A 21,116-nucleotide genomic window follows, 5' to 3' on the forward strand; every position below is an offset into this window, starting at 1 on the left:
GATTCACCGACAAGGGAGCTGAGACATGCAGAGAGAAACCGTATTCGACCTGATCGGCGTCGGCTTCGGGCCGTCGAATCTGGCGCTGGCCGTGCGCCTCGCGGAGCGCAGCGGCGCGCGCACGTTCGCCCATTGCTTCGTCGAGCGCCAGCCGGAATTCGGCTGGCATCGCGGGATGCTGCTCGACGATTGCCGGATGCAGATTTCGTTTCTGAAGGATCTCGTCACGATGCGCGATCCGAAAAGCCGCTACACGTTCATCAACTACCTGTTCGAACGTGGCCGGCTGAACGAATTCGTCAACCTGAAGAACTTCTATCCGACCCGTGTCGAATTCCACGATTACCTGAGCTGGGTTGCCGAAGCGTTCGACGAGCGCGTCCATTACAGCGAAACCGTGCTGGCGATCGAGCCCGTGCGCGGCGACGGCGCGAAGATCGATGCGCTGCGCGTGTTGTCGCGCGACGCGGCCGGCCACGAGCGCCAGCGCGTCACGCGCGCGCTGTCGGTCGGCGTCGGCGGCACGCCCGCGATTCCGGACGCGTTCGCCGCGCTCGGCCGCGACCGCGTGATCCATTCGTCGTCGTATCTGACCGACATCGACCGGCTCGTCGCATCGCCCGACGGCGAGCGCCGCCGCGTCGCGGTGATCGGCGCGGGGCAGAGCGCGGCCGAGGTGTTCATCGATCTCGCACGCCGCTTCCCGCACGTCGACGCGAGCCTCGTGATGCGCGCCGGCGCATTGAAGCCGGCCGACGACAGTCCGTTCGTCAACGAAATCTTCAGTCCCGAGTTCACCGACATCGTCTACGCGCAGCCGCACGACGCGCGCCGCGCGCTGCTCGAGCGCTATCGCGACACCAACTACGCGGTGGTCGACCGGCCATTGATCGAGCAGATCTACGAAATGCTGTACCTGCAGCGCATCGACGGCACGCCGCGTCATGCGCTGCTCGCGAACAGCGCGATCGAGGCCGCCGTGCGCACGGCCGACGGCCGTATCGAACTGACGCTGCGCGACCGGATGAGCGGCGCCACGCGCGTCGAGCGTTTCGATGCGCTCGTGCTCGCGACCGGCTACCGCCGCGACACGCATTCGGCGCTGCTCGAAGGGCTCGCGCCGCACCTGGGCGATGCGCTCACGCGCGGCGACGTCACGCGCGACTACCTGCTCGCGACGCCCGAGCACTTCGCGCCGCGCATCTACCTGCAAGGCTGCTGCGAAGACAGCCACGGATTGTCCGACACGCTGCTGTCGGTACTGGCGCGCCGCGCGGACGAAATCTGCGCGTCGCTCGAAGACGGGATCGCGCCCGCCCATGACGAAGGCGCGACCCGGGCATCGCACGAAAAACGACAGGAAAACGGGGTGAGCGCGGGCCGGATGGCTTTCGCTCTTTGACAAAGGCGCGGTCGGAGACCGCATGAAAAAAGTGGAGCAGAGAAAGATGGAGTGGGCAACAGGCACGCGTTTGCGTGCGATCGCGGCCGCGGCAAGCGTGGCGTTCGGTACGGCGGCGGCAGGGCACGCATACGCCCAGACGGCGCCGGCCGTGAACGCAGGCGCCGCGGCGTCGGCCAGCAGTGCACCGAACGGCGCGGCGGCCAGTGCGTCGACCAGCGCGCAGAGCGGCACGCTGCCGGCGATCACCGTCAACGCGGCCTCGGCAAGCGACGGCACGGTCGGGCTCGTCGCGAAGCGCAGCAGGAGCGGCACCAAGACCGACACGCCGCTCAACGAGATCCCGCAGACGATCAACGTCGTCACCGCGCAGCAGATCGAGATGACCGGCGCCACCGACGTGAACGCGGCGCTGCGCTACGTGCCGGGCTTCTCGTCGTATGGCTCGGACAACCGCTCGGACTGGTACGCGGCGCTGCGCGGCTTCACGCCGACCGCCTACGTGAACGGGCTGCAGGTGCCGAACACGATCAACCTCGCGAGCTGGCGCGTCGATCCGTACATGATCGACAGCATCAGCGTGCTGCGCGGGCCGACCTCGGTGCTGTACGGCGCGGGCGATCCCGGCGCGATCATCGACGTGCAGACCAAGCTCGCCGACGGCGAGCGCGTGCGTGAAGCCGGAGTGCAGATCGGCAACTACGCGCGCAAGCAGTTCATGATCGACGTCGGCGACAAGCTCGACCCGGACGGCAAGTACGCGTACCGGTTCGTCGGTGTCGCACGCGACGGCAATGCGCTGACCGGCCCGAACAACGACCAGCGCGTCGCGCTCGCGCCGTCGTTCCGCTGGCGCCCGAACGCGGATACGTCGCTGACGCTGTCCGCGACGTACCTGCAGGACTGGGGCGACATCTCGTCGAACTTCCTGCCCGCGCAGGGCACGGTGCTGCCGAACCCGAACGGCCAGATCAACAAGGACGTGTACGAGGGCGACGGGAACTTCAACTACTACCGCAAGAAACAGTGGTCGGTCGGCTATCAGTTCGAGCGTAACCTGACACCGGCGTGGACGTTCCGCCAGAACACGCGCCTGATGCACCTGTCGCTCGACAACGGCTCGGTATTCGGCAACGGCTTCGTCGAAGGCAGCACGACCGACGTGTCGCGCTGGGCCGGCGTGTTCCAGATGAACTACAGCCGCTTCGACATCGACAACAACCTCGAAGGCCGCTTCGCGACGGGGCCGCTCCAGCACACGCTGCTGCTCGGGTTCCAGTACAACCGCCAGACCGCGACCGACAGCGAATGGCTCGCTGCCGCGCCGCCGCTGAACATCTACAACCCGGTCTACCTGCCCGTCACGACGGCGGTGTTCACGCCTGACTCGACGTTCCGCACCAATACGTACACGACGATGAACACGTTCGGCCTGTACGCGCAGGACCAGATCAAGTGGAACCGCTGGACGCTGACGCTCGGCGGCCGCGAGGACTGGGTCAACATGCGCCAGGACGATCGTGCGGCGGGCACGTCGACGAAGGCGGACGTCACGGCATTCACCGGCCGCGTCGGCCTCACGTACCAGGGCGACTACGGACTGTCGCCGTACGTCAGCTACGCGACGTCGTTTAACCCGCTGATCGGCGTGAACTTGCTCGGCGGCGGGCTGCCGCAGCCGACGCGCGGCAAGCAGATCGAGGCCGGTCTGCGCTGGCAGCCGCCCGGCAAGAACCTGATGCTGAACGCGGCGATCTACCAGATCAACCAGACCAACGTGCTCACGTCGGCGCTGCCGAGCCAGGACACCACCGGCACGAAGTCGGTGCAGACGGGCGAGGTGCGTTCGCGCGGGATCGAGCTGAGCGCGACCGGCAAGGTCACGCGGAACCTGTCGGTGATCGCGTCGTACGTCTATCAGGACGTGAAGAACGTGCAGGCCAACGACGTATCGCTGAACAACTGGCCGGTCGACATTCCGCGTCCGCGCCAGATGGCGTCGCTGTGGACCGACTGGACGTGGTACACGGGGCCGCTCGCGGGCTTCGGCCTCGGCGGCGGCATTCGCTACCAGAGCGCGTCGGCCGGTGCGGCCGACAACTCGCTGACGGTATCGAGCGTCACGCTGTTCGACGCGGGCGTGCACTACGACACGCGTAACTGGCGCTTCGCCGTGAACGGGACGAACCTGTTCAACCGCCACTACATCAGCGGTTGCCAGTCGTCGAACGTCTGCGTGTTCGGCACCGACCGTACCGTGATCGCGACCGCGAAATACAACTGGTGACGACGCGCGCCGCGGCTCGCCGGCCGGCCGCGGCGCCTTCGTCCGCTTTTCCACGACGCCTCCATGCCGAAGAAAAATCTCGTCTACATCCAGTCGCTGCGCAACGGCGCGGCCGATCGCGCCGGCCAGCCGGTCGCCTATCAGGGCAGCACGCGCTACATGAAGGCGCCGCTCGAATTCCTCGTCGAACGCCTGAACGATTCTCCGCTCGGCGAGCGCTATACGCTCCGGGGCGTGATCGTCGACGACGACGACGGGTCGCCGGCCGATCGCGCGAAAGTGGCCGACTACGGCTTCGCGCGCACGCCGGGCCGCCCGTGGATCCTGCCGGAAGGGCTGACGGTGCAGGGCCGGCCGGTCGACGAACTGTTCTGCTCGATTCCGTCGACGTACCGGCGGCTGCCGCGCGACGCGCGCGAGCGCGTGGCCGGCAAGCAGGCGTTCGAGCGGCGCCTGCTCGAGCGTTTGCTCGAACTCGACGCCGACATCGTCGTGCTCGACGGGCTGCTCGTGATTCTCGACGAGCTCGTGCGGCCCGGCGCGCGCTTTCACCGGCGCATCGCGAACATCCACCCGGGCATCACGGCCGACGATTCGCCGTACCAGCGGCGCGGCGCGTGGGCGACGCTCGACGCGCTGCACGGCGCGCGCGGCGAACGGGTCGACTGGGCGAACGGCACGACGTCGTCCGTCGAGCCCGTGACGATGACGGGCGCGTCGTTTCACTACGTCGACAACGGCATCGATTCCGGCGAGGTGATCAGCGACGTGCTCGACACGCCGATCGCGCCGGACGACACGATTCTCGAGCTGCGCTGGAACAACTTCCAGCGCAGCCTGTTTCCGGCGCTCGAGCGCGGGCTGCACGTCCTCGCCGACCGCCATGACGCGGGAGCACTGTGATGGAAGACACGCTGACGAAACCGGCTGGCGTCGCGGACGCCGTCGAAGGGGACGTGGCCGCCGCGCTGGACGGCGCCGCGCACGGGCAGGCTGCGGCCTTCGTCGAGCATACGCTCGACACATGGCGGCCCGACGCTTCGCCGGACGCGCTGCTCGCGACGTTCGTCGCGCTGTTCAACACCGACACGCGGCATGACGCGGCGACGATCTCGGTGCCGCTCGGCGGCGCCGATGCGGCCGCCGTCGCGTCGTACGTTGCACGCGCGGTGCGCGAAGGCGTGATCGACGGCGCGCAGGTGGCCGGCGACACGCTGCGGCTCACCGTATCGCGCACCACGTTCTGGCAGAACCCGCGGCCGTGGCTGAAGGCCCCCGCGTCCGGCGGGATGCCGCTGCGCCACGCGATCACGAACGGCCACCGGCACCCGGTGCGCCCGCCGTCGCCGGCCGGCGAAATCTATGCGCGCTACATGCCGCAGGTCGGGATGACGTTCAGCCTGCGCACCGTCGACATCGACGCGCACGCAGACCTGTTCAGCGGCTGGATGAACCTCGATCGCGTCGCGCATTTCTGGGACCAGCGCGGCACGCGCGACGAGCATGCGGCGTATCTCGCCGAACGGCTTGCCGATCCGCACATGCACCCGATGATCGGCTATTTCGACGACACGCCGTTCGGCTATTTCGAGTTCTACTGGGCGAAGGAGGACCGCCTCGCGCCGTTCTACGACGCGCACGACTACGATCGCGGGCTGCACCTGCTCATCGGCGACTCGCGTTTCCAGAGCGCGGGCAAGCTGCATGCGTGGTGGAGCGGGGTGCTGCACTACATGTTCGTCGACGAACCGCGTACCCAGCGGCTCGTCGGCGAGCCGCGCGTCGATCACGTGCGGCACATCGCGTACATGCACCGGCTCGGGTTCTACACGCTGAAGGAATTCGACTTCCCGCACAAGCGCGCGGCACTCACCGTGATCGAGCGCGATACGTTCTTTGACACTTTCCGGCTGCCGTGACGGCGCGGGTGCGCAGCGTCGGTGCGACGTTGCGCGCGGTCTGGTGCCGCACCGGCATCGGCCGTTCGGGATATGGACCGCGAGGCCTGCGTCGTGAAGAATCGATCTCACTCTTCATCGACGACAGGCCGGCAACATGACCCGAACCTCCGCGACAGCGTGGGGCGCGACGTCCGATTCGCACCCCGTCAAATTGACATATGCCGACATATGCCTAGAATGGACGCATCGTACTCCGCTGGAGTGGCTCATGCGCACCGTTTCCATTTTCAAGAACGCCCGTAATCAGGCAATCCGCATCCCGAAGGACATGGAGTTCGAGGGGGTGACGGAACTCGAGATCCGCCGCGAGGGCGACACGTTGCTGCTGAGGCCGGTACGGCCAACGTGGCTGTCGTTCGCGAACGAACCGCTGGCCGATGCCGATTTCCTTGCCGAACGCCCGGCCGTCATCGAGTCCGGCCGCTTCGACCTGTTCGACGCCGACGCGCCGACGGAGTCCAACCGGTGACCACGCTCTACATGCTCGATACGAACATCTGTTCGTTCATCATGCGCGAGCGGCCCCCCGTGGTGCTGTCGCGGTTGCAGTCGTGCGTGAATGCGCAACACCGGATCGTCGTGTCGGCCATGACCTACGCCGAGATGCGGTTTGGCGCGGTTGGCAAGAAGGCGTCGCCGAAGCACGCGGAACTCGTGACGGCGTTTGTTTCGCGGCTCGATGGCGTGCTGCCGTGGGATACGGCGGCCGTCGATGCCACGGCCGCGATTCGTGCCGATCTCGCCGCGCGCGGCACGCCGATCGGCACGAACGATGCGTCGATCGCGGGGCATGCGATTGCGGCCGGCGCGGTGCTCGTCTCCCATAATGGCCGCGCATTCGGCCGTGTCGCGGGGTTGTCGCTCGAGGATTGGGCGGCCTGAGCACGGCGGGGCCAACCTGTAAGCGTGTCGTGCCCGGTTCACTTTTCAGCGTGCGCACCAGGCATCGCACCAGCGGCAACTGCAGGTTGCTACCGCGACGACTTTCCGTCTGCCCGGTTGCCGGCGAACCGACTATCCTTGCCTGCACATTCCCCGCAGAAACAGGAGACGAAACCGTGACGCACAGCGTGATCCCCGCAGGCCTCGCCGACGAAATGATCGAGATCCGGCACCGCATCCATGCCCATCCCGAACTCGGCTTCGAAGAATTCGCAACGAGCGACCTCGTCGCCGAGCAACTGCAGTCGTGGGGCTACACGGTGCATCGCGGGCTCGGCGGCACGGGCGTCGTCGCGCAGTTGAAGGTCGGCACCGGCACGCAGCGCCTCGGCCTGCGCGCCGACATGGATGCGCTGCCGATCCACGAGGCCACGGGCCTGCCGTACGAGAGCAAGATCGCCGGCAAGATGCACGCGTGCGGCCACGATGGCCACACGGCGATGTTGCTCGCGGCCGCGAAGCATCTCGCACGCGAGCGCCGCTTCTCGGGCACGCTGAACCTGATTTTCCAGCCGGCGGAAGAAGGGCTCGGCGGCGCGAAGAAGATGCTCGACGAAGGGCTGTTCGAGCTGTTCCCGTGCGACGCAATCTTCGCGATGCACAACATGCCGGGTTTCCCGACCGGCAAGTTCGGCTTCCTGCCGGGGTCGTTCATGGCGTCGTCCGACACCGTCGTCATCGACGTGCAGGGCCGCGGCGGCCACGGCGCGGTGCCGCACAAGGCAATCGATCCGGTCGTCGTGTGCGCGCAGATCGTGCTGGCGTTGCAGACGATCGTGTCGCGCAACGTGTCGCCGCTCGACATGGCGATCGTCACGGTCGGCGCGATCCACGCGGGCGAGGCGCCGAACGTGATTCCCGATCGTGCGCAGATGCGCCTGTCGGTGCGCGCGCTGAAACCCGACGTGCGCGACCTGCTGGAGACGCGCATCAAGGAAGTCGTCCATGCGCAAGCTGCCGTGTACGGCGCGACCGCGACGATCGACTACCAGCGCCGCTACCCGGTGCTCGTCAACGATGCGGAAATGACCGAGTTTGCGCGCGGCGTTGCGCGCGAATGGGTGGGCGAAGCAAACCTGATCGACGGGATGGTGCCGCTCACCGGCAGCGAGGATTTCGCGTTCCTGCTCGAGAAGCGGCCGGGCTGCTACCTGATCATCGGCAACGGTGACGGGGAGGGCGGCTGCATGGTGCACAACCCGGGTTACGACTTCAACGACGCGGCGCTGCCTGCCGGCGCGTCGTATTGGGTCAAGCTGGCCGAGGCGTTCCTGGTTTGAAGAAGAAGCAGAAGCGCGGCGGCGTCGCCGCCGCCGTTCGACGTGTGCGTCCGTGAAACGGGGCGCGACAGGACGCGCGTGAATTTGACGCTCCTTGACATCGACGGAACCGGTCGCGTGCTACGCTGCGCGCGACGCCGGATCGGCTCGATGAAAACAGGTGTGGATGACATGCGAAAACAGCTTCTGACCGTGTTGACGGCTTGTGCGGTCGGCGTTCTGGCGGCCGGGTGCGACGACCGGAAAGTGGCCGACGCGGTGAATGCGATCAAGCCCGATCCGATGGCGTTCGGTCATCTGCAGCCGGGCGTCTCGACGACCGAAGACGTGCTCCGCCAGGCAGGCAAGCCCGAGATGGTCAGGCAGGGCGACGACGGCTCGCAGCGGTTCGAGTATCCGCGCGGTCCATACGGCACGAGCACCTACATGCTCGATTTCGGGCCCGACGGCCGGCTCGTGTCGATCACGCAGGCACTGACGGCGGCGAACATTGCGAAGGTCGTGCCCGGGATGTCGAAGGACGACGTGCGGCAACTGCTCGGCAAGCCGACCGAGATCGCGCAATACGCGCTGAGCCATGAAGAGGTGTGGAGCTGGCACTGGGCCGAGGGCGGCGTATCGGGCGACGCGATGTTCAACGCGCATTTCTCGCCCGACGGCACCGTGATCCGCACTTCGCGTTCGGAAGCGCCGGGCCGCGAAAAGCCCTGACATCGCGGCACCTCGCCGGTTTTCGGTCAGAACGCCGTGCCGCCGAACAGCGCCGCCGCCGCCGCCGGATTCGACGGCCAATACATGTGCATGTACGTCGCGACGATTGCGCCGTGGCGATAGACCGCCTCGCCGCTACCCCGCACGCCGTCGGGGCGTGCCGCATGCGCGACCGGATCGAGCGGCGTCGCGAGCCGCGAGTAGTGGAACGTGTGACCACGCATCGGTCCGGTGCGCGTATCGAGCTGCTGCATGCCGAGCGCGGCGAACCGGCGCTGCATCGTCGCCTGCCCCGGCAGCAGGCCGAGCATCGACGTCGTCGCACCGTCCGCATCGGTCAGCGATTCACTGAGATACACCATCCCCCCGCATTCCGCGACGATCGGCCGGCCGGCCGCCGCATGCGCGCGAATCGTCCGTGCCGTTTCGTCATTCGCCGCAAGCGTCGCCGCATGCAGTTCCGGATAGCCGCCCGGCAGGAACAGCGCGTCGCAATCATCCGGCACGGGTTCGTCGGCGAGCGGCGAGAAGAATCGCAACTGCGCACCGAACGCGTCGAGCAGCGCGAGATTCGCCGGATAGATGAACGAGAACGCCGCATCGCGCGCAATCGCGATCCGCTTGCCGGCGAGCGCGCGCGGCAGCGGCGCCGCGGCGTCCGGTTCCGCGAACGCGACGGCCGGCGGCAACTCAGCCAGCGCCGTCTGCGCGAGCACGTCGGCCGCGCGATCGAGCCGTGCCTCGAGATCGTCGATGTCGGCCGGCTGGTGCAGGCCGAGATGCCGCTCCGGCAGCGCGATGCCCGCATCGGCCGGTACGTGCCCGAGCCAGCGGAGGTCGCTGGGCAGCGCCTGTTGCAATAATTCCGCATGCCGTGCCGAGCCGACGCGGTTCGCGAGCACCCCGTGAAACGGCAGCCCCGGCCTGAACCGTGCGAGCCCGAACGCGATCGCCGCGAACGTCTGCGCCATCGCCTTCGCGGAAATCACCGCGACGACCGGCACGCCGAACGCGGCTGCGAGATCGGCACTGCTTGGCGTGCCGTCGAACAGCCCCATCACGCCTTCGATCAGGATCAGGTCCGCGTCGCGCGCGGCATCGGCAAGCAGCGCGCGGCAGCCGGCCTCGCCGACCATCCCGAGGTCGAGCGCATGCACGGGGGCGCCGCTCGCGCGCTCGAGCAGCATCGGATCGAGAAAGTCGGGCCCGGTCTTGAACACGCGCACACGGCGGCCGAGCCGGCGGTGCAGCCGCGCGAGGCCGGCCGTCACCGACGTCTTGCCCTGGCCCGACGCGGGCGCACTGACGAACAGCGCGGGGCAGGCGGGCATGCTCAGAACTCCACGCCGCGCTGCGCCTTCACGCCTTGCTCCTTGTACGGATGCTTGACGAGCCGCATTTCGGTGACGAGGTCGGCCGCGTCGATCAGCGCATCGGGCGCATGCCGCCCGGTCACGACGACGTGGACCGAAGCGGGGCGCGCGGCAAGCGTCGCGAGCACTTCGTCGAGCGGCAGGTATTCGTACTTCAGCACGGTGTTCAACTCGTCGAGGATCACCATGCGGTAGTCGCCGCTTTCGATCATCCGGCGCGCCTCGTCCCAGCCCTTGCGCGCGGTCGCGATATCGGCGTCGCGGTTCTGCGTGTTCCACGTATAGCCGTCGCCCATCGTCACGAAATCGCATTCGGCAACCGCGCCGAGGAAGTCGCGCTCGGACGTGTGCAGCGCGCCCTTGATGAACTGCACGACGCCGAGCCGCATGCCATGGCCGAGCACGCGCACGGCCATGCCGAACGCAGCCGTGCTCTTGCCCTTGCCGTTGCCGGTATTGACGATCAGCAGCCCCTTTTCGTGGGTGGCGGCGGCCTGTTTCTTCTCGTGGCCGGCGCGGCGGCGTTCGGTCATCCGCTGATGGGATTCGGCATCGGTCTTCATCGGAAATCGTCCTGTCGAAAGCGAAACAAAGGGTTCAGAGCGGGCCGGCGAGCGCGACCGTCACGCCGTCCCGGATGGACTTGGGGCCCAGCAGGCGGCCACGCGGCGCTGCAAGCTGCGCACAGGGCTCGGCCACGCCCGCAACACCGAAGCGTGCGAGCGCGGCGTCCGACGGACCGCTCGCGGCCAGTTCGGGACGGCTCGCCAGCTGCATCGCGTCGAATGCGACGAGCGGCCAGCCGCGTCGCGCGCACAGCGTGCGCAGCGCACGGGCACGCGCCTTGTCGGCGAGCGTCGCGATGAGCGCCGGTTCGGCGGCCGGGTAACGCGCCAACGCTGCGCGGATCGCGGCATCGAGTTGCGCGGCCGTGACGTCCGCGCGAAAGCCGATGCCGAGCGCGACACGCATCATGCGCGGCCGCCGAGCGCCGCGCGCACCGCCGGATCGTCCGCGAGCGCCGCGACGCGGCCGATCACGACGATCGCCGGCGAACCGAGTCCGGTCGCGCCGACGCGTTCGACGAGGCTGTCGAGCGTCGCAAGCACGTGCCGCTGTTCGGGGCGCGTCGCGTTCTCGATCGCCGCGCACGGCGTATCGCCGGGCAGGCCGCCTTCGCGCAGCGCCGCTGCAATCGTGTCGAGCCGGCGGATGCCCATGTAGATCACGATCGTCATGCGCGTGGCCGCGAGCGCGCGCCAGTCGGGCTCGTCGGCGCCTGCGCCATGGCCCGTGACGAAGATCACGCCCTGCGCGTCGCCGCGCTGAGTGACCGGAATGCCGAGTGCGGCCGGCGCGGCGATGCCGGCGGTGATGCCGTTCACGACCTCGACCGGAAAACCCGCCGCGCCAAGCGCGGCCAGTTCCTCGCCGCCGCGGCCGAACACGAACGGATCGCCGCCCTTGAGCCGCGCGACGCTACGGCCCGCGCGCAGATGCGCGAGCATCGCGGCGACGATCGCGTCCTGCGGCGTCGACGCATGGCCGCCGCGCTTGCCGACGTGCTCGATCTGCGCGTCGGCGCGCGCATGGCGCAGCACGTCGGGGTTCACGAGATCGTCGACGAGCAGTACGTCGGCCATGCCGATCGCGCGCGCGGCCCTGAGCGTCAGCAGGTCGGCGTCGCCGGGGCCGGCACCGATGAGCCAGGCGCGGCTCATCGCACGCGGCACGGTACGCACCGTGTCGAAACAGTGGAAAAGAAAAGGCGGGCGGCACATCGGCGGCCGGCGGACAGGCAATGCATGACGGATCGGGCGAAGCCCGCGCGAACGCGGGCGGAATGCGCACCCCATCCGTCCCCCGCGGATCGGGCGTTCGGCGAGCATCGGGCTCGCCCCTTGCGTCGGCCGGTATCCGGGCTGGCCGCTTGCCAGGCCGCAGCCTTCCCGCCCGGTGAAGGGCAGTGGCATCGCGGGCGGCCTGGGCGCGTGCGCGGGGAGCGCGTCGCGCAGGCGGCGTACCGTTGCGGGGACAGCACAGGCCGGGCGGTCATCCGCCTCCTGTTTCCCGTTTAACTGCATGCGCGGAATGCGCATGCGAGCACCGAACGCGGCGCATACGATAGCACACGGTTCGCCCGCGCGAACCGGCCACGGAAGGTCTCCGGCGCGGCGCGAGGGCGGTGCGGAACGCAGTCCCGCGGCCCGTGCCGCCTTGACGCTCCTGCCCCCGCCGCCTACACTCGCACGCGTTTTGGTGCTCGCGCGCGCCTTCCGGCGTGCGCAGTTAAACGGGAAACAGGGAGCCTGCCTGCGTCGCAGTCGAGCCAACCTGTGCTGCCCCCGCAACGGTAAGCGAACGCATCGTGCCCGCCGCGATGCAGCGCCGCTTCGCCGCATGCCGCCCGCATGCGGACGACCGCCACTGGATGCCCTGCGCATCCGGGAAGGCGAAGCGGCGTGTTCGTCAGTCCGGATACCGGCCTAAACATTGGGGTTCAGCGCCGCGGGGAGGCGGCGCATCGTCCACGACCGTAGCGTGCCCGACACCCGAGCGTTTCCCGATTCCCGACGTCCGGCCGCCTGCGCGAGTGCGCATGTTCCGGTGCGATGAAGGGCCGGACCGCGCGGGGCCGCGTAGCGACGGCCGTGTTGGCATTCTTCATGTCGACCGTTCGCCAAGGAGCGTCATGCCCGATTCGTTGTTTCGCCTGTTCAACGACAGTCCGTCCGGGTTGCGCGGCAAGATCGTCGCGATCTATGCGCTGCTGATCGCCTTCAACGCAGGCGCGTGGATCTGGGCATTCGCCGCTTTCCACGTCCAGCCCGTGCTGCTCGGCACCGCGCTGCTCGCGTACGTGTTCGGGCTGCGTCATGCGGTCGACGCCGACCACATCGCGGCCATCGACAACGTCACGCGCAAGCTGATGCAGGAGGGGCGCAGCCCGCTCGGCGCGGGCCTGTTCTTCTCGCTCGGCCATTCGACGGTCGTGATCGTGATGTCGGTCGTGGTGACGCTCACGGCCGCGTCGCTCGCGCGCTTCGAGAGCATGAAAGCGTGGGGCGGCGTGATCAGCACGAGCGTGTCGGCGTTCTTCCTGCTGGTGCTCGCGATCGCGAACCTGCTGATCCTGATTTCCGTCTACCGGACCTTTCGCGCCGCGCGGCGCGGCGAGCCGATCGTCGACGCCGATCTCGACATGCTGCTGAACCAGCGCGGCGTGCTCGCGCGCCTGTTCCGCCCGCTGTTCCGGCTCGTGTCGCGCAGCTGGCACCTGTATCCGGTCGGCTTCCTGTTCGGTTTCGGCTTCGACACGGCGACCGAGATCGCGCTGTTCGGTATCTCGGCGGCGCAGGTGCAGGGCGGGCTGTCGTTCTGGTCCGTGATGGCGCTGCCGATGCTGTTCACCGCCGGCATGACGCTCGTCGACACGACCGACGGCATCCTGATGATGGGCGCGTATCGCTGGGCGTACGTGCGGCCGATCCGCAAGATCTACTACAACATGACGATCACTTTCGTGTCGGTGCTGGTCGCCGCGCTGATCGGCGGCATCGAGGTGCTCGCGCTGCTCGCGGACAAGCTGTCGCTGCAGGGCCCGGTGTGGGACTTCGCGTCGATGGTGGCGTCGCACTTCGGCATGCTCGGCTATGTCGTGATCGGCCTGTTCCTCGCATGCTGGCTCGTGTCGGCCCTGATCTACCGGTTAAAGCGCTACGACGAGATCGACGTGACGATCTCGGCCTGACTCTCCCTTACGACCCTGGATATTCCATGACCCTACGCAAGCTTCCCGTCACGATCGTCACGGGCTTTCTCGGCAGCGGCAAGACGACGCTGATGCGCCACATCCTGCAACACGCCGAAGGCCGCCGCATCGCGGTGATCGTCAACGAATTCGGCGAACTCGGCATCGACGGCGAGATCCTCAAGGGCTGCGGCATCGGCTGCGAGGACGCCGATGGCGCGCCGGGCGAAGCGTCCGGCCAGCTGTACGAACTCGCGAACGGCTGCCTGTGCTGCACCGTGCAGGAAGAGTTCTATCCGGTGATGGAAGCGCTCGTCGAGCGCCGCGCGGACATCGACCACGTGCTGATCGAGACGTCGGGCCTCGCGCTGCCGAAGCCGCTCGTGCAGGCGTTCAACTGGCCGACGATCCGCAACAGCTTCACGGTCGACGCGGTCGTGACCGTCGTCGACGGGCCGGCCGCCGCGAGCGGCCAGTTCGCGGAAAACCCGCAGGCCGTCGACGCGCAGCGCCGCGCCGATCCGAACCTCGACCACGAATCGCCGTTGCACGAACTGTTCGCCGATCAGCTGTCGTCGGCCGATCTGGTGATCGTGAACAAGGCCGATCTCGTCGGCGACGCGGAGTTTGCGCAGATCGAAACCGCGATCCGTGACGAGATCCCGCCGCAGGTGAAGATCGTGCGCGCGACGCGCGGCGAGCTCGACCTCGCGATGCTGCTCGGCCTCGAATCGGCGTCGGAAGAAACGATCCACCTGCGTCACGACCATCACGGCTCGGCTGACGACGGCGATCACGATCACCATCACGACGATTTCGACTCGGTGGTCGTGTCCGGCGACGCCGGCACGCGCGAAGCGACGATCGCCGCGCTGCAGCGCGTCGTCGAAGCGCACACGATCTACCGCGCGAAAGGCTTTGCCGCGCTGCCCGGCGCGCCGATGCGGCTCGTGATCCAGGGGGTCGGGCGCCGTTTCGACAGCTATTTCGACCGTCGCTGGCAGGACGGCGAAACGCGCGCGAGCCGCTTCGTGCTGATCGGCGAGGATCTCGACGCGGCCGCACTGCAACGCGCGTTCGACGCCGCGTGCGCGGCCGAGCTGCAACAGGCGTAACGCACGATGCATCTGCTGCGCACCACGCCGGGCGGCTTCGTCGACGATACGCAGGGTGTCGTCCGGATCGACCAGCAGCCGGCCGACATCGTGATCCTGAGTTCGGCCGACACGACGCTGTCGCTGCTCGCGAGCGTCGTGCCGCACTTGGCCGAAGGTTTCCCGAGCGTGCGGCTCGCGAACGTCACGTTCCTGCGCCAGCCGGCGTCGGTCGATTTCTATGTCGACGACGTGCTGCGCCACGCGAAGACGGTCGTGATCGATCATCTCGGCGGCGAGGCGTACTGGCCGTACGGGATCGAGCAGGCCGTGTCGCTCGCGTCGAAGCGCGGGCAGCAGCTCGCGATGTTCTCGGGCGATCTGCAGGAAGATCCGAACCTCGTCGCAAAGAGTACCGTCACGCCGGATCTGTGCCGGCTGTGGTGGCGCTATCTGCGCGAGGGCGGCGTACACAACGCCGACGCGCTGCTGCGCAGCATTGCATTCCACACGCTCGGGTTCGGCGACGCCCCCGAGCTGCCGCGCCCGCTGCCGGCCGCCGCGCTGTATCACCCGGCGCGCGACCGCGCGAGCGTCGACGACTGGCAGCCGCGCTGGACGCCCGGCGCGCCCGTCGTCGCGATCCTGTTCTATCGCGCGCACTGGCAGGCCGCGAACACGGCCGTGTTCGACGCGCTGGCCGATGCGCTCGTCGAGGAAGGGCTGAATCCGCTGCCGATCGCGGTGACGTCGCTGAAGGATGCGGTGAGCCGCGAGGTCATCACGCAGCTCTGCGACACGCACGGCGTCGCGCTCGTGTTGAACACGACCGCGTTCGCGGCCGGCGCGATCGACAGCCCCGAACACGACGTGCTTGCCGGCGACGCGCCGGTGCTGCAGGTGATCCTGTCCGGCGGCAATCGCGACGCGTGGGTGGCCGACAACCAGGGCCTGCATGCGCGTGACATCGCGATGCACATCGCGCTGCCCGAAGTCGACGGGCGCATCGTCACGCGCGCGGTGAGTTTCAAGGGGCTCGCATACCGTTGCCCGCACACCGAGGTCGACGTCGTGCGCTACCAGCCGGACGCCGAGCGGATCGCGTTCGTCGCGGCGCTCGCGCGCGGCTGGTGCCGGCTGCGCACGCTCGACAACGCCGACAAGCGTGTCGCGCTGATTCTCGCGAACTATCCGCAAAGCGAAGGGCGGATCGGCAACGGCGTCGGGCTCGACACGCCGGCGTCCGCGCTGCGCGTGCTCGCGACGCTGCGCGATGCGGGCTACGCGGTGGCCGACCTGCCGCCCGACGGCGACGCGCTGATCGCGCGGCTCACCGAAGGCGTGACCAACGACGCGGCCGTGCACGCATTGCGCCCGGCATTCCAGAGCTTCCCGCTGGCCGACTACGTCGCGCGGTTCGCGCGGCTCCCGGTGGCCGTGCGCGACGCGCTGAACGAACGCTGGGGACCGCCCGAAGCCGACCCGACGCTGCGGCACGGGCGTTTCACGATCGCCGGCTGGCGCGCGGGCAACGTGTTCGTCGGCATCCAGCCGTCGCGCTCGCGCGGCGAGAACGACTATGCGAGCTACCACGACGCGGATCTCGTACCGCCGCATGCGTATCTCGCGTTCTATTTCTGGCTGCGCGACGCGTATCGCATCGACGCGGTCATCCACCTCGGCAAGCACGGCAACCTCGAGTGGCTGCCGGGCAAGAGCGTCGCGCTGTCCGACGCGTGCTGGCCCGACCTGACGCTCGGGCCGCTGCCGCACCTGTATCCGTTCATCGTCAACGATCCGGGCGAGGGCAGCCAGGCGAAGCGCCGCGCGCAGGCGGTGATCATCGATCACCTGATGCCGCCGCTCACGCGCGCGGAAAACTACGGCCCGCTGCAGGATCTCGAGCGGCAGGTCGACGAATACTACGAAGCGCTGATGGTCGATGCGCGGCGCGCGAAGCTGCTGCGCAAGACGATCCTCGCAACGATCGCCGAGCATCGTCTGCATGACGAACTGAGCGTGTCGCCGCCGCGCGATGCGGGCGACGAGGATGCGCTGCTCACGCGCGTCGACGCTTGGCTGTGCGAACTGAAGGAAGCGCAGATCCGCGACGGGCTGCACGTGTTCGGCCTGTCGCCGGCCGATCGCCAGCGCCGCGATACGCTGCTCGCGCTCGCACGCTTTCCGGTCGGCGACGGCAAGGGTGCGCGCGCGGGGCTGATCGGCGCGCTGGCGCGCGATCTGATGCCCGGCGACGAGTTCGATCCGCTCGCGGCCGACTGGGCCGCGCCGTGGGCCGGCCCGCGCCCGGCGATCCTGCAGGCGCTCGACGCGTCGCCGTGGCGCCATGCGGGCGATACGCGCGAGCGGCTCGAACGGCTCGCGCAGCAATGGCTGGACGGGCTGTGCGCAGCCAACGGCGCCGCCCCTGCCACCGACTCGACACCGCCCGGCGAATGGCCGCATACGCTCGCAGTGATCGAGCGCGTCCGCGCGACGCTGCTGCCCGCGCTCGACGCATGCGGCGGCGAGGAAATGCGTCAGCTGCTGCGCGGGCTCGACGGCCGCTTCGTGCCGCCGGGGCCGAGCGGCTCGCCGTCGCGCGGCCGTCCCGACGTGCTGCCGACCGGCCGCAACTTCTACTCGGTCGACACGCGCGCGGTGCCGACACGGGCCGCGTGGTCGCTCGGTCTGAAATCCGCGCAGCAGCTGATCGAGCGCCATCTGCAGGATCACGGCGACTATCCGCGCGCGATCGGCCTGTCGGTATGGGGCACGGCGACGATGCGCACCGGCGGCGACGACATCGCGCAGGCGTTCGCGCTGCTCGGCGTGCGGCCGAAATGGGCGCACGGCAGCCATCGCGTGACCGACTTCGAGATCCTCCCGATCGAGATCTTCGACCGGCCGCGCATCGACGTGACGCTACGCGTATCGGGCTTCTTCCGCGACGCGTTCCCGAACCTGATGCACCTGTTCGATGCGGCCGTGCAGGCTGTCGCCGCGCTCGACGAGCCCGAGGAACTGAACCCGGTTCGTGCGCGCATCGAGCGCGAACGTGCGAAATGGGTCGCGCAGGGCGTGGCGCCCGACGAAGCGCGGCGCCGCGCCGGCTGGCGCGTGTTCGGCGCGCGGCCGGGCAGCTACGGCGCGGGCCTGCAGGACCTGATCGACCAGCGCCGCTGGCAGAGCGACGCCGATCTTGCCGATGCGTATCGCCAGTGGGGCGGCCATGCGTATGCGCAGAACAGCGCGGGCGACGCGGCCGCCGACGTATTCGGCGAGCGGCTCGCGACGATCGACGTCGTCGTGCAGAACCAGGACAGCCGTGAGCACGACATCCTCGATTCGAACGATTACTACCAGTTCCAGGGCGGGATGACGGCGGCCGTGCGGCACTTGTCCGGGCAGCAGCCGAGCATCTACCACGGCGACCATGCGAACCCGGTCGCGCCGAAGATGCGCACGCTGCGCGAGGAAATCGCGCGCGTGATCCGCTCGCGCGTCGTCAACCCGAAATGGCTCGACGGCGTGAAGCGGCACGGCTACAAGGGCGCGGCCGAGATGGCTGCGACCGTCGACTACCTGTACGGCTATGACGCGACCGCGCGCGTGCTGTCGGACCACCAGTACGCGCTCGTCGCCGACGCGTACCTGTTCGACGATGCCACCCGCGCGTTCTTGGAACGACACAACCCGAAGGCGCTGCACGGCATCTGCGAACGTTTCGTGGAAGCGATGCAGCGCGGCCTGTGGCAGCAGCCGGGCGACTATCGCGAGCGGATCGAAGCGGTCTGGCTCGCGAGCGAACAACTCCAGGAAGGGGGACGGCGATGACCGATCCGACGACGCACCGCGCGCGCGCGGTTTTTCCGTTTGCGGCGCTCGTCGCGCAGGACGCGCTGCAGCAGGCATTGCTGCTCGCCGCGATCGACCCGTCGCTCGGCGGCGTGCTCGTGAGCGGGCCGCGCGGCACCGCGAAATCGACCGCCGCGCGCGGCCTCGCGGAGCTACTGCCGGAAGGGCAGTTCGTCACGCTGCCGCTGTCGGCGAGCGACGAGCAGGTGACGGGCACGCTCGATCTCGCGCATGCGCTCGCTGAAAACGGCGTGCGCTTCCGGCCGGGCCTGCTCGCGCGTGCGCACCTCGGTGTGCTGTATGTCGACGAAGTGAACCTGCTCGCCGACGGGCTCGTCGATACGCTGCTGGACGTCGCCGCGAGCGGCGTGAACATCGTCGAGCGCGATGGCGTGTCGCACGCGCACGACGCACGCTTCGTGCTGGTCGGCACGATGAATCCCGAGGAGGGCGAGCTGCGCCCGCAGTTGCTCGACCGCTTCGGGTTGATGGTCGAACTGGAGAACTGTTTCGACGCCGCGCAGCGCGAGCGGATCGTGAAGGCGCGACTTGCGTTCGATCTCGATCCGGATGCCTTCCGCACGCGCCATGCCTCCGCGCAGCGCGAACTCGGCGACCGGATTCATGCGGCGCGTGCGCGGCTGGCCGCGCTGGATTTCGACGATGCGGTGCATGCGCGCGTCAGCGCGCTGTGCATCGACGCGGCCGTCGACGGGTTGCGTGCCGATCTGGTGATGCTGCGCGCCGCGCGCGCACTGGCCGCGCTGGAACAGGCCGACGCGGTGACGGTATCGCAGGTGGAACGCGTGGCCGAAGCGGTGTTGCGGCACCGGCGCCATGCGGGTACGCCGCCGTCGCACGGATCGTCGCAGCACGGTGGCGAGCACGACGATCGTTCGCCGCCGGATGCACGCCAGCGGCCGGACAACCGGCCGGGCGAGACACGCGGCGATGCGTCGGCATCGCAGGGCGACTGGGGTTATCTGCCGCCTGAACCGGCCGGGCTGCGCGACGTGAAAAGCGTGGTGCCGCTGCCGCTAAAAAAACGCTGAGCCATCGAGCCGGCGCCGCCGCGAACGCCGTTCGCGGTGCTCGATGGCAGTCAGGCGCAGCCGCACGCGTACCGGGCACGGCACGCGCCGGCACGGCCGTTGCATGGCCGGCGACGCTCGCCGCGAAACGCGACGGCCGGCTGCATCGCGATCAGCTGCGCTTCCGGAAACGCGCGGGCACGCCGCATGCGCTGCATTGCTTCGTGCTCGACTGCTCGGCGTCGATGCTGTCGCACGAGCGGCTCGCGCTCGCGAAGGGGCTGATCGTCGCGTATTTCGATCAGGCCGCGCGCGACCGTGTCGAAACCGCGCTGATCTGCTTCGGCGGCCACGGCGCCGCGCGGCGCTTCGGCCCGGCCGTGCCGCGCTGGTGGAATGCGCGCTGGCTCGAACCGGTCGACGGCGGCGGCGGCACGCCGCTCGCGGACGGCATCGCAGCCGCCGCGCAGCTGCTCGCGCGCGATGCGCGGCGCGAGCCCGGCAAGCAGCGCTGGCTGTGGGTGCTGTCGGACGGGCGCACGCGCGAGACGCCGGCCAGGCCCGCGGCGGCCGATCACGTCGTGTTCGTCGACTTCGACGATGCGGCCGTGCGGATCGGGCAGGGTGCACGGCTCGCCGCCGCATGGGGCGCGCAGTGGATGACGGCCGACGCGCTGCGCACGGATCTCGCCGGCTGATGGCCGGCCGGCGGTGCGATATGATCGCCGCTTCTGCTTCTGCACACTGGAAAAACCCGCCATGCAAGTACTGGTCGATGCCGACGCGTGTCCCGCCGTCATCAAGGACATGCTGTTTCGCGCCGCGCGTCGTGCCGAAATCGGCGTGACGCTGGTCGCGAACCAGTTTCTGCGTACGCCGCCGTCGCCGTTCATCAAGGCCGTCCAGGTGCCGGCCGGCTTCGACGTGGCCGATGCGCGCATCGTCGAGCTGGTCGAGGCCGGTGATCTCGTGATCACGGCCGACATCCCGCTGGCCGCCGCCGTCCTCGACAAGGGCGCACATGCGCTCGACCCGCGCGGCAACTGGTTCAGCCGCGAGAACATCGAGGAACGCCTGTCGACCCGCGCGATGATGGACCAGTTGCGCAGCGCGGGCATCGACACCGGTGGGCCGGCGCCGTTCAGCGCGCGCGACGGCAAGGCGTTTGCATCGCAGCTCGACCGGTTCCTGGCGCGCCACGGCAAGCCTTGAGGCCGGGGCGCGACGGCCGCGCGTCGTGATCGTCCCGCGTGTGGGGCGACCCGCACGCGCCACAACGCCGGATCGCCGGATCGCCGGATCGCCGGATCGCCGGACCGCCGGACCGCCGGATCCGCATCGAATCGCGCTCGTCGCCCGGGCCGGGGTGCGTGTTTGCGTCGACGCTGCTATCGTGGCGCAAACGACAATCCAACCCAGGAGCGTA

Annotated in this window: 18 protein-coding genes and 2 riboswitches; of the genes, 14 read left to right on the plus strand and 4 right to left on the minus strand. The window is 69.0% G+C overall.

Going from position 1 to position 21,116, the window contains the following annotated elements; all coding sequences use genetic code 11:
- Window positions 1-25: 25 nt before the first annotated feature.
- From BLA15945_RS03430 to bamE, 8 genes are all read left to right on the plus strand, one after another.
- Window positions 26-1,402: a lysine N(6)-hydroxylase/L-ornithine N(5)-oxygenase family protein gene (locus BLA15945_RS03430; RefSeq protein ID WP_174991471.1), complete on the plus strand. Its 1,377-nt coding sequence runs from the start codon at window positions 26-28 to the stop codon at window positions 1,400-1,402.
- A 46-nt stretch (window positions 1,403-1,448) separates the two neighbouring features.
- Window positions 1,449-3,689, plus strand: a complete 2,241-nt coding sequence (locus BLA15945_RS03435) for a TonB-dependent siderophore receptor (protein ID WP_455578877.1) — start codon at window positions 1,449-1,451, stop codon at window positions 3,687-3,689.
- A 63-nt stretch (window positions 3,690-3,752) separates the two neighbouring features.
- A complete protein-coding gene (locus tag BLA15945_RS03440) occupies window positions 3,753-4,592 on the plus strand; it encodes a N(5)-hydroxyornithine transformylase PvdF (protein ID WP_174991473.1) in 840 nt (279 codons plus the stop codon).
- Window positions 4,592-5,608: a GNAT family N-acetyltransferase gene (locus BLA15945_RS03445; RefSeq protein ID WP_174991474.1), complete on the plus strand. Its 1,017-nt coding sequence runs from the start codon at window positions 4,592-4,594 to the stop codon at window positions 5,606-5,608. The genes BLA15945_RS03440 and BLA15945_RS03445 overlap by 1 nt, the downstream gene beginning before the upstream one ends.
- 250 nt (window positions 5,609-5,858) lie before the next feature.
- Window positions 5,859-6,119 carry a type II toxin-antitoxin system VapB family antitoxin gene (gene vapB / locus BLA15945_RS03450; protein ID WP_174991475.1) on the plus strand — a complete coding sequence of 87 codons (261 nt, stop codon included), beginning with the start codon at window positions 5,859-5,861 and terminating at the stop codon, window positions 6,117-6,119.
- Complete coding sequence (locus BLA15945_RS03455) at window positions 6,116-6,532, plus strand: PIN domain-containing protein (RefSeq protein ID WP_174991476.1); 417 nt, start codon at window positions 6,116-6,118, stop codon at window positions 6,530-6,532. The genes vapB and BLA15945_RS03455 overlap by 4 nt, the downstream gene beginning before the upstream one ends.
- Before the next feature lie 176 nt (window positions 6,533-6,708).
- The gene (locus tag BLA15945_RS03460) at window positions 6,709-7,872 is read left to right on the plus strand and encodes a M20 aminoacylase family protein (protein ID WP_174991477.1); all 1,164 of its coding nucleotides are present in this window, start codon (window positions 6,709-6,711) and stop codon (window positions 7,870-7,872) included.
- A gap of 171 nt (window positions 7,873-8,043) precedes the next feature.
- Window positions 8,044-8,583 carry an outer membrane protein assembly factor BamE domain-containing protein gene (gene bamE, locus BLA15945_RS03465; RefSeq protein WP_174991478.1) on the plus strand — a complete coding sequence of 180 codons (540 nt, stop codon included), beginning with the start codon at window positions 8,044-8,046 and terminating at the stop codon, window positions 8,581-8,583.
- Window positions 8,584-8,609: 26 nt separating this feature from the next.
- Here the strand turns inward: bamE and BLA15945_RS03470 are convergent, their stop codons facing one another.
- From BLA15945_RS03470 to cobA, 4 genes are read right to left on the minus strand one after another with little or no spacing between them, the layout of a single operon-like run.
- Complete coding sequence (locus BLA15945_RS03470; protein WP_174991479.1) at window positions 8,610-9,914, minus strand: cobyrinate a,c-diamide synthase; 1,305 nt, start codon at window positions 9,912-9,914, stop codon at window positions 8,610-8,612.
- Window positions 9,915-9,916: 2 nt separating this feature from the next.
- Complete coding sequence (cobO, locus tag BLA15945_RS03475; RefSeq protein ID WP_059234234.1) at window positions 9,917-10,519, minus strand: cob(I)yrinic acid a,c-diamide adenosyltransferase; 603 nt, start codon at window positions 10,517-10,519, stop codon at window positions 9,917-9,919.
- A gap of 34 nt (window positions 10,520-10,553) precedes the next feature.
- Complete coding sequence (locus BLA15945_RS03480; protein WP_174991480.1) at window positions 10,554-10,931, minus strand: cobalamin biosynthesis protein; 378 nt, start codon at window positions 10,929-10,931, stop codon at window positions 10,554-10,556.
- Entirely contained in the window at window positions 10,928-11,737 is an 810-nt protein-coding gene (gene cobA, locus BLA15945_RS03485; RefSeq protein ID WP_407045084.1) for a uroporphyrinogen-III C-methyltransferase, read from the minus strand. The genes BLA15945_RS03480 and cobA overlap by 4 nt, the downstream gene beginning before the upstream one ends.
- Window positions 11,738-11,847: 110 nt before the next feature.
- Window positions 11,848-12,083, minus strand: a riboswitch (cobalamin riboswitch).
- Window positions 12,084-12,196: 113 nt separating this feature from the next.
- Window positions 12,197-12,460: riboswitch (cobalamin riboswitch) on the plus strand.
- Between the two features lie 188 nt (window positions 12,461-12,648).
- Here cobA and BLA15945_RS03490 point away from each other — a divergent pair.
- The 6 genes from BLA15945_RS03490 to BLA15945_RS03515 all read left to right on the plus strand — a co-directional run bounded on the left by BLA15945_RS03490 (window position 12,649) and on the right by BLA15945_RS03515 (window position 20,902).
- Window positions 12,649-13,707: a HoxN/HupN/NixA family nickel/cobalt transporter gene (locus tag BLA15945_RS03490; protein ID WP_174991482.1), complete on the plus strand. Its 1,059-nt coding sequence runs from the start codon at window positions 12,649-12,651 to the stop codon at window positions 13,705-13,707.
- Window positions 13,708-13,733: 26 nt separating this feature from the next.
- Window positions 13,734-14,822 carry a cobalamin biosynthesis protein CobW gene (gene cobW / locus BLA15945_RS03495; RefSeq protein ID WP_174991483.1) on the plus strand — a complete coding sequence of 363 codons (1,089 nt, stop codon included), beginning with the start codon at window positions 13,734-13,736 and terminating at the stop codon, window positions 14,820-14,822.
- Window positions 14,823-14,828: 6 nt separating this feature from the next.
- Window positions 14,829-18,638 (plus strand): cobaltochelatase subunit CobN, encoded by a 3,810-nt coding sequence (gene cobN, locus BLA15945_RS03500; RefSeq protein WP_174991484.1) that lies wholly within the window; start codon window positions 14,829-14,831, stop codon window positions 18,636-18,638.
- Window positions 18,635-19,711 (plus strand): ATP-binding protein, encoded by a 1,077-nt coding sequence (locus tag BLA15945_RS03505; RefSeq protein ID WP_059234226.1) that lies wholly within the window; start codon window positions 18,635-18,637, stop codon window positions 19,709-19,711. The genes cobN and BLA15945_RS03505 overlap by 4 nt, the downstream gene beginning before the upstream one ends.
- Window positions 19,712-19,851: 140 nt before the next feature.
- Window positions 19,852-20,388: a vWA domain-containing protein gene (locus tag BLA15945_RS03510; protein WP_233464120.1), complete on the plus strand. Its 537-nt coding sequence runs from the start codon at window positions 19,852-19,854 to the stop codon at window positions 20,386-20,388.
- A gap of 61 nt (window positions 20,389-20,449) precedes the next feature.
- Window positions 20,450-20,902 (plus strand): YaiI/YqxD family protein, encoded by a 453-nt coding sequence (locus BLA15945_RS03515; RefSeq protein WP_174991485.1) that lies wholly within the window; start codon window positions 20,450-20,452, stop codon window positions 20,900-20,902.
- Window positions 20,903-21,116 lie beyond the last annotated feature (214 nt).

The organism is Burkholderia arboris (assembly GCF_902499125.1).
Classification (GTDB): Bacteria; Pseudomonadota; Gammaproteobacteria; order Burkholderiales; family Burkholderiaceae; genus Burkholderia; species Burkholderia arboris.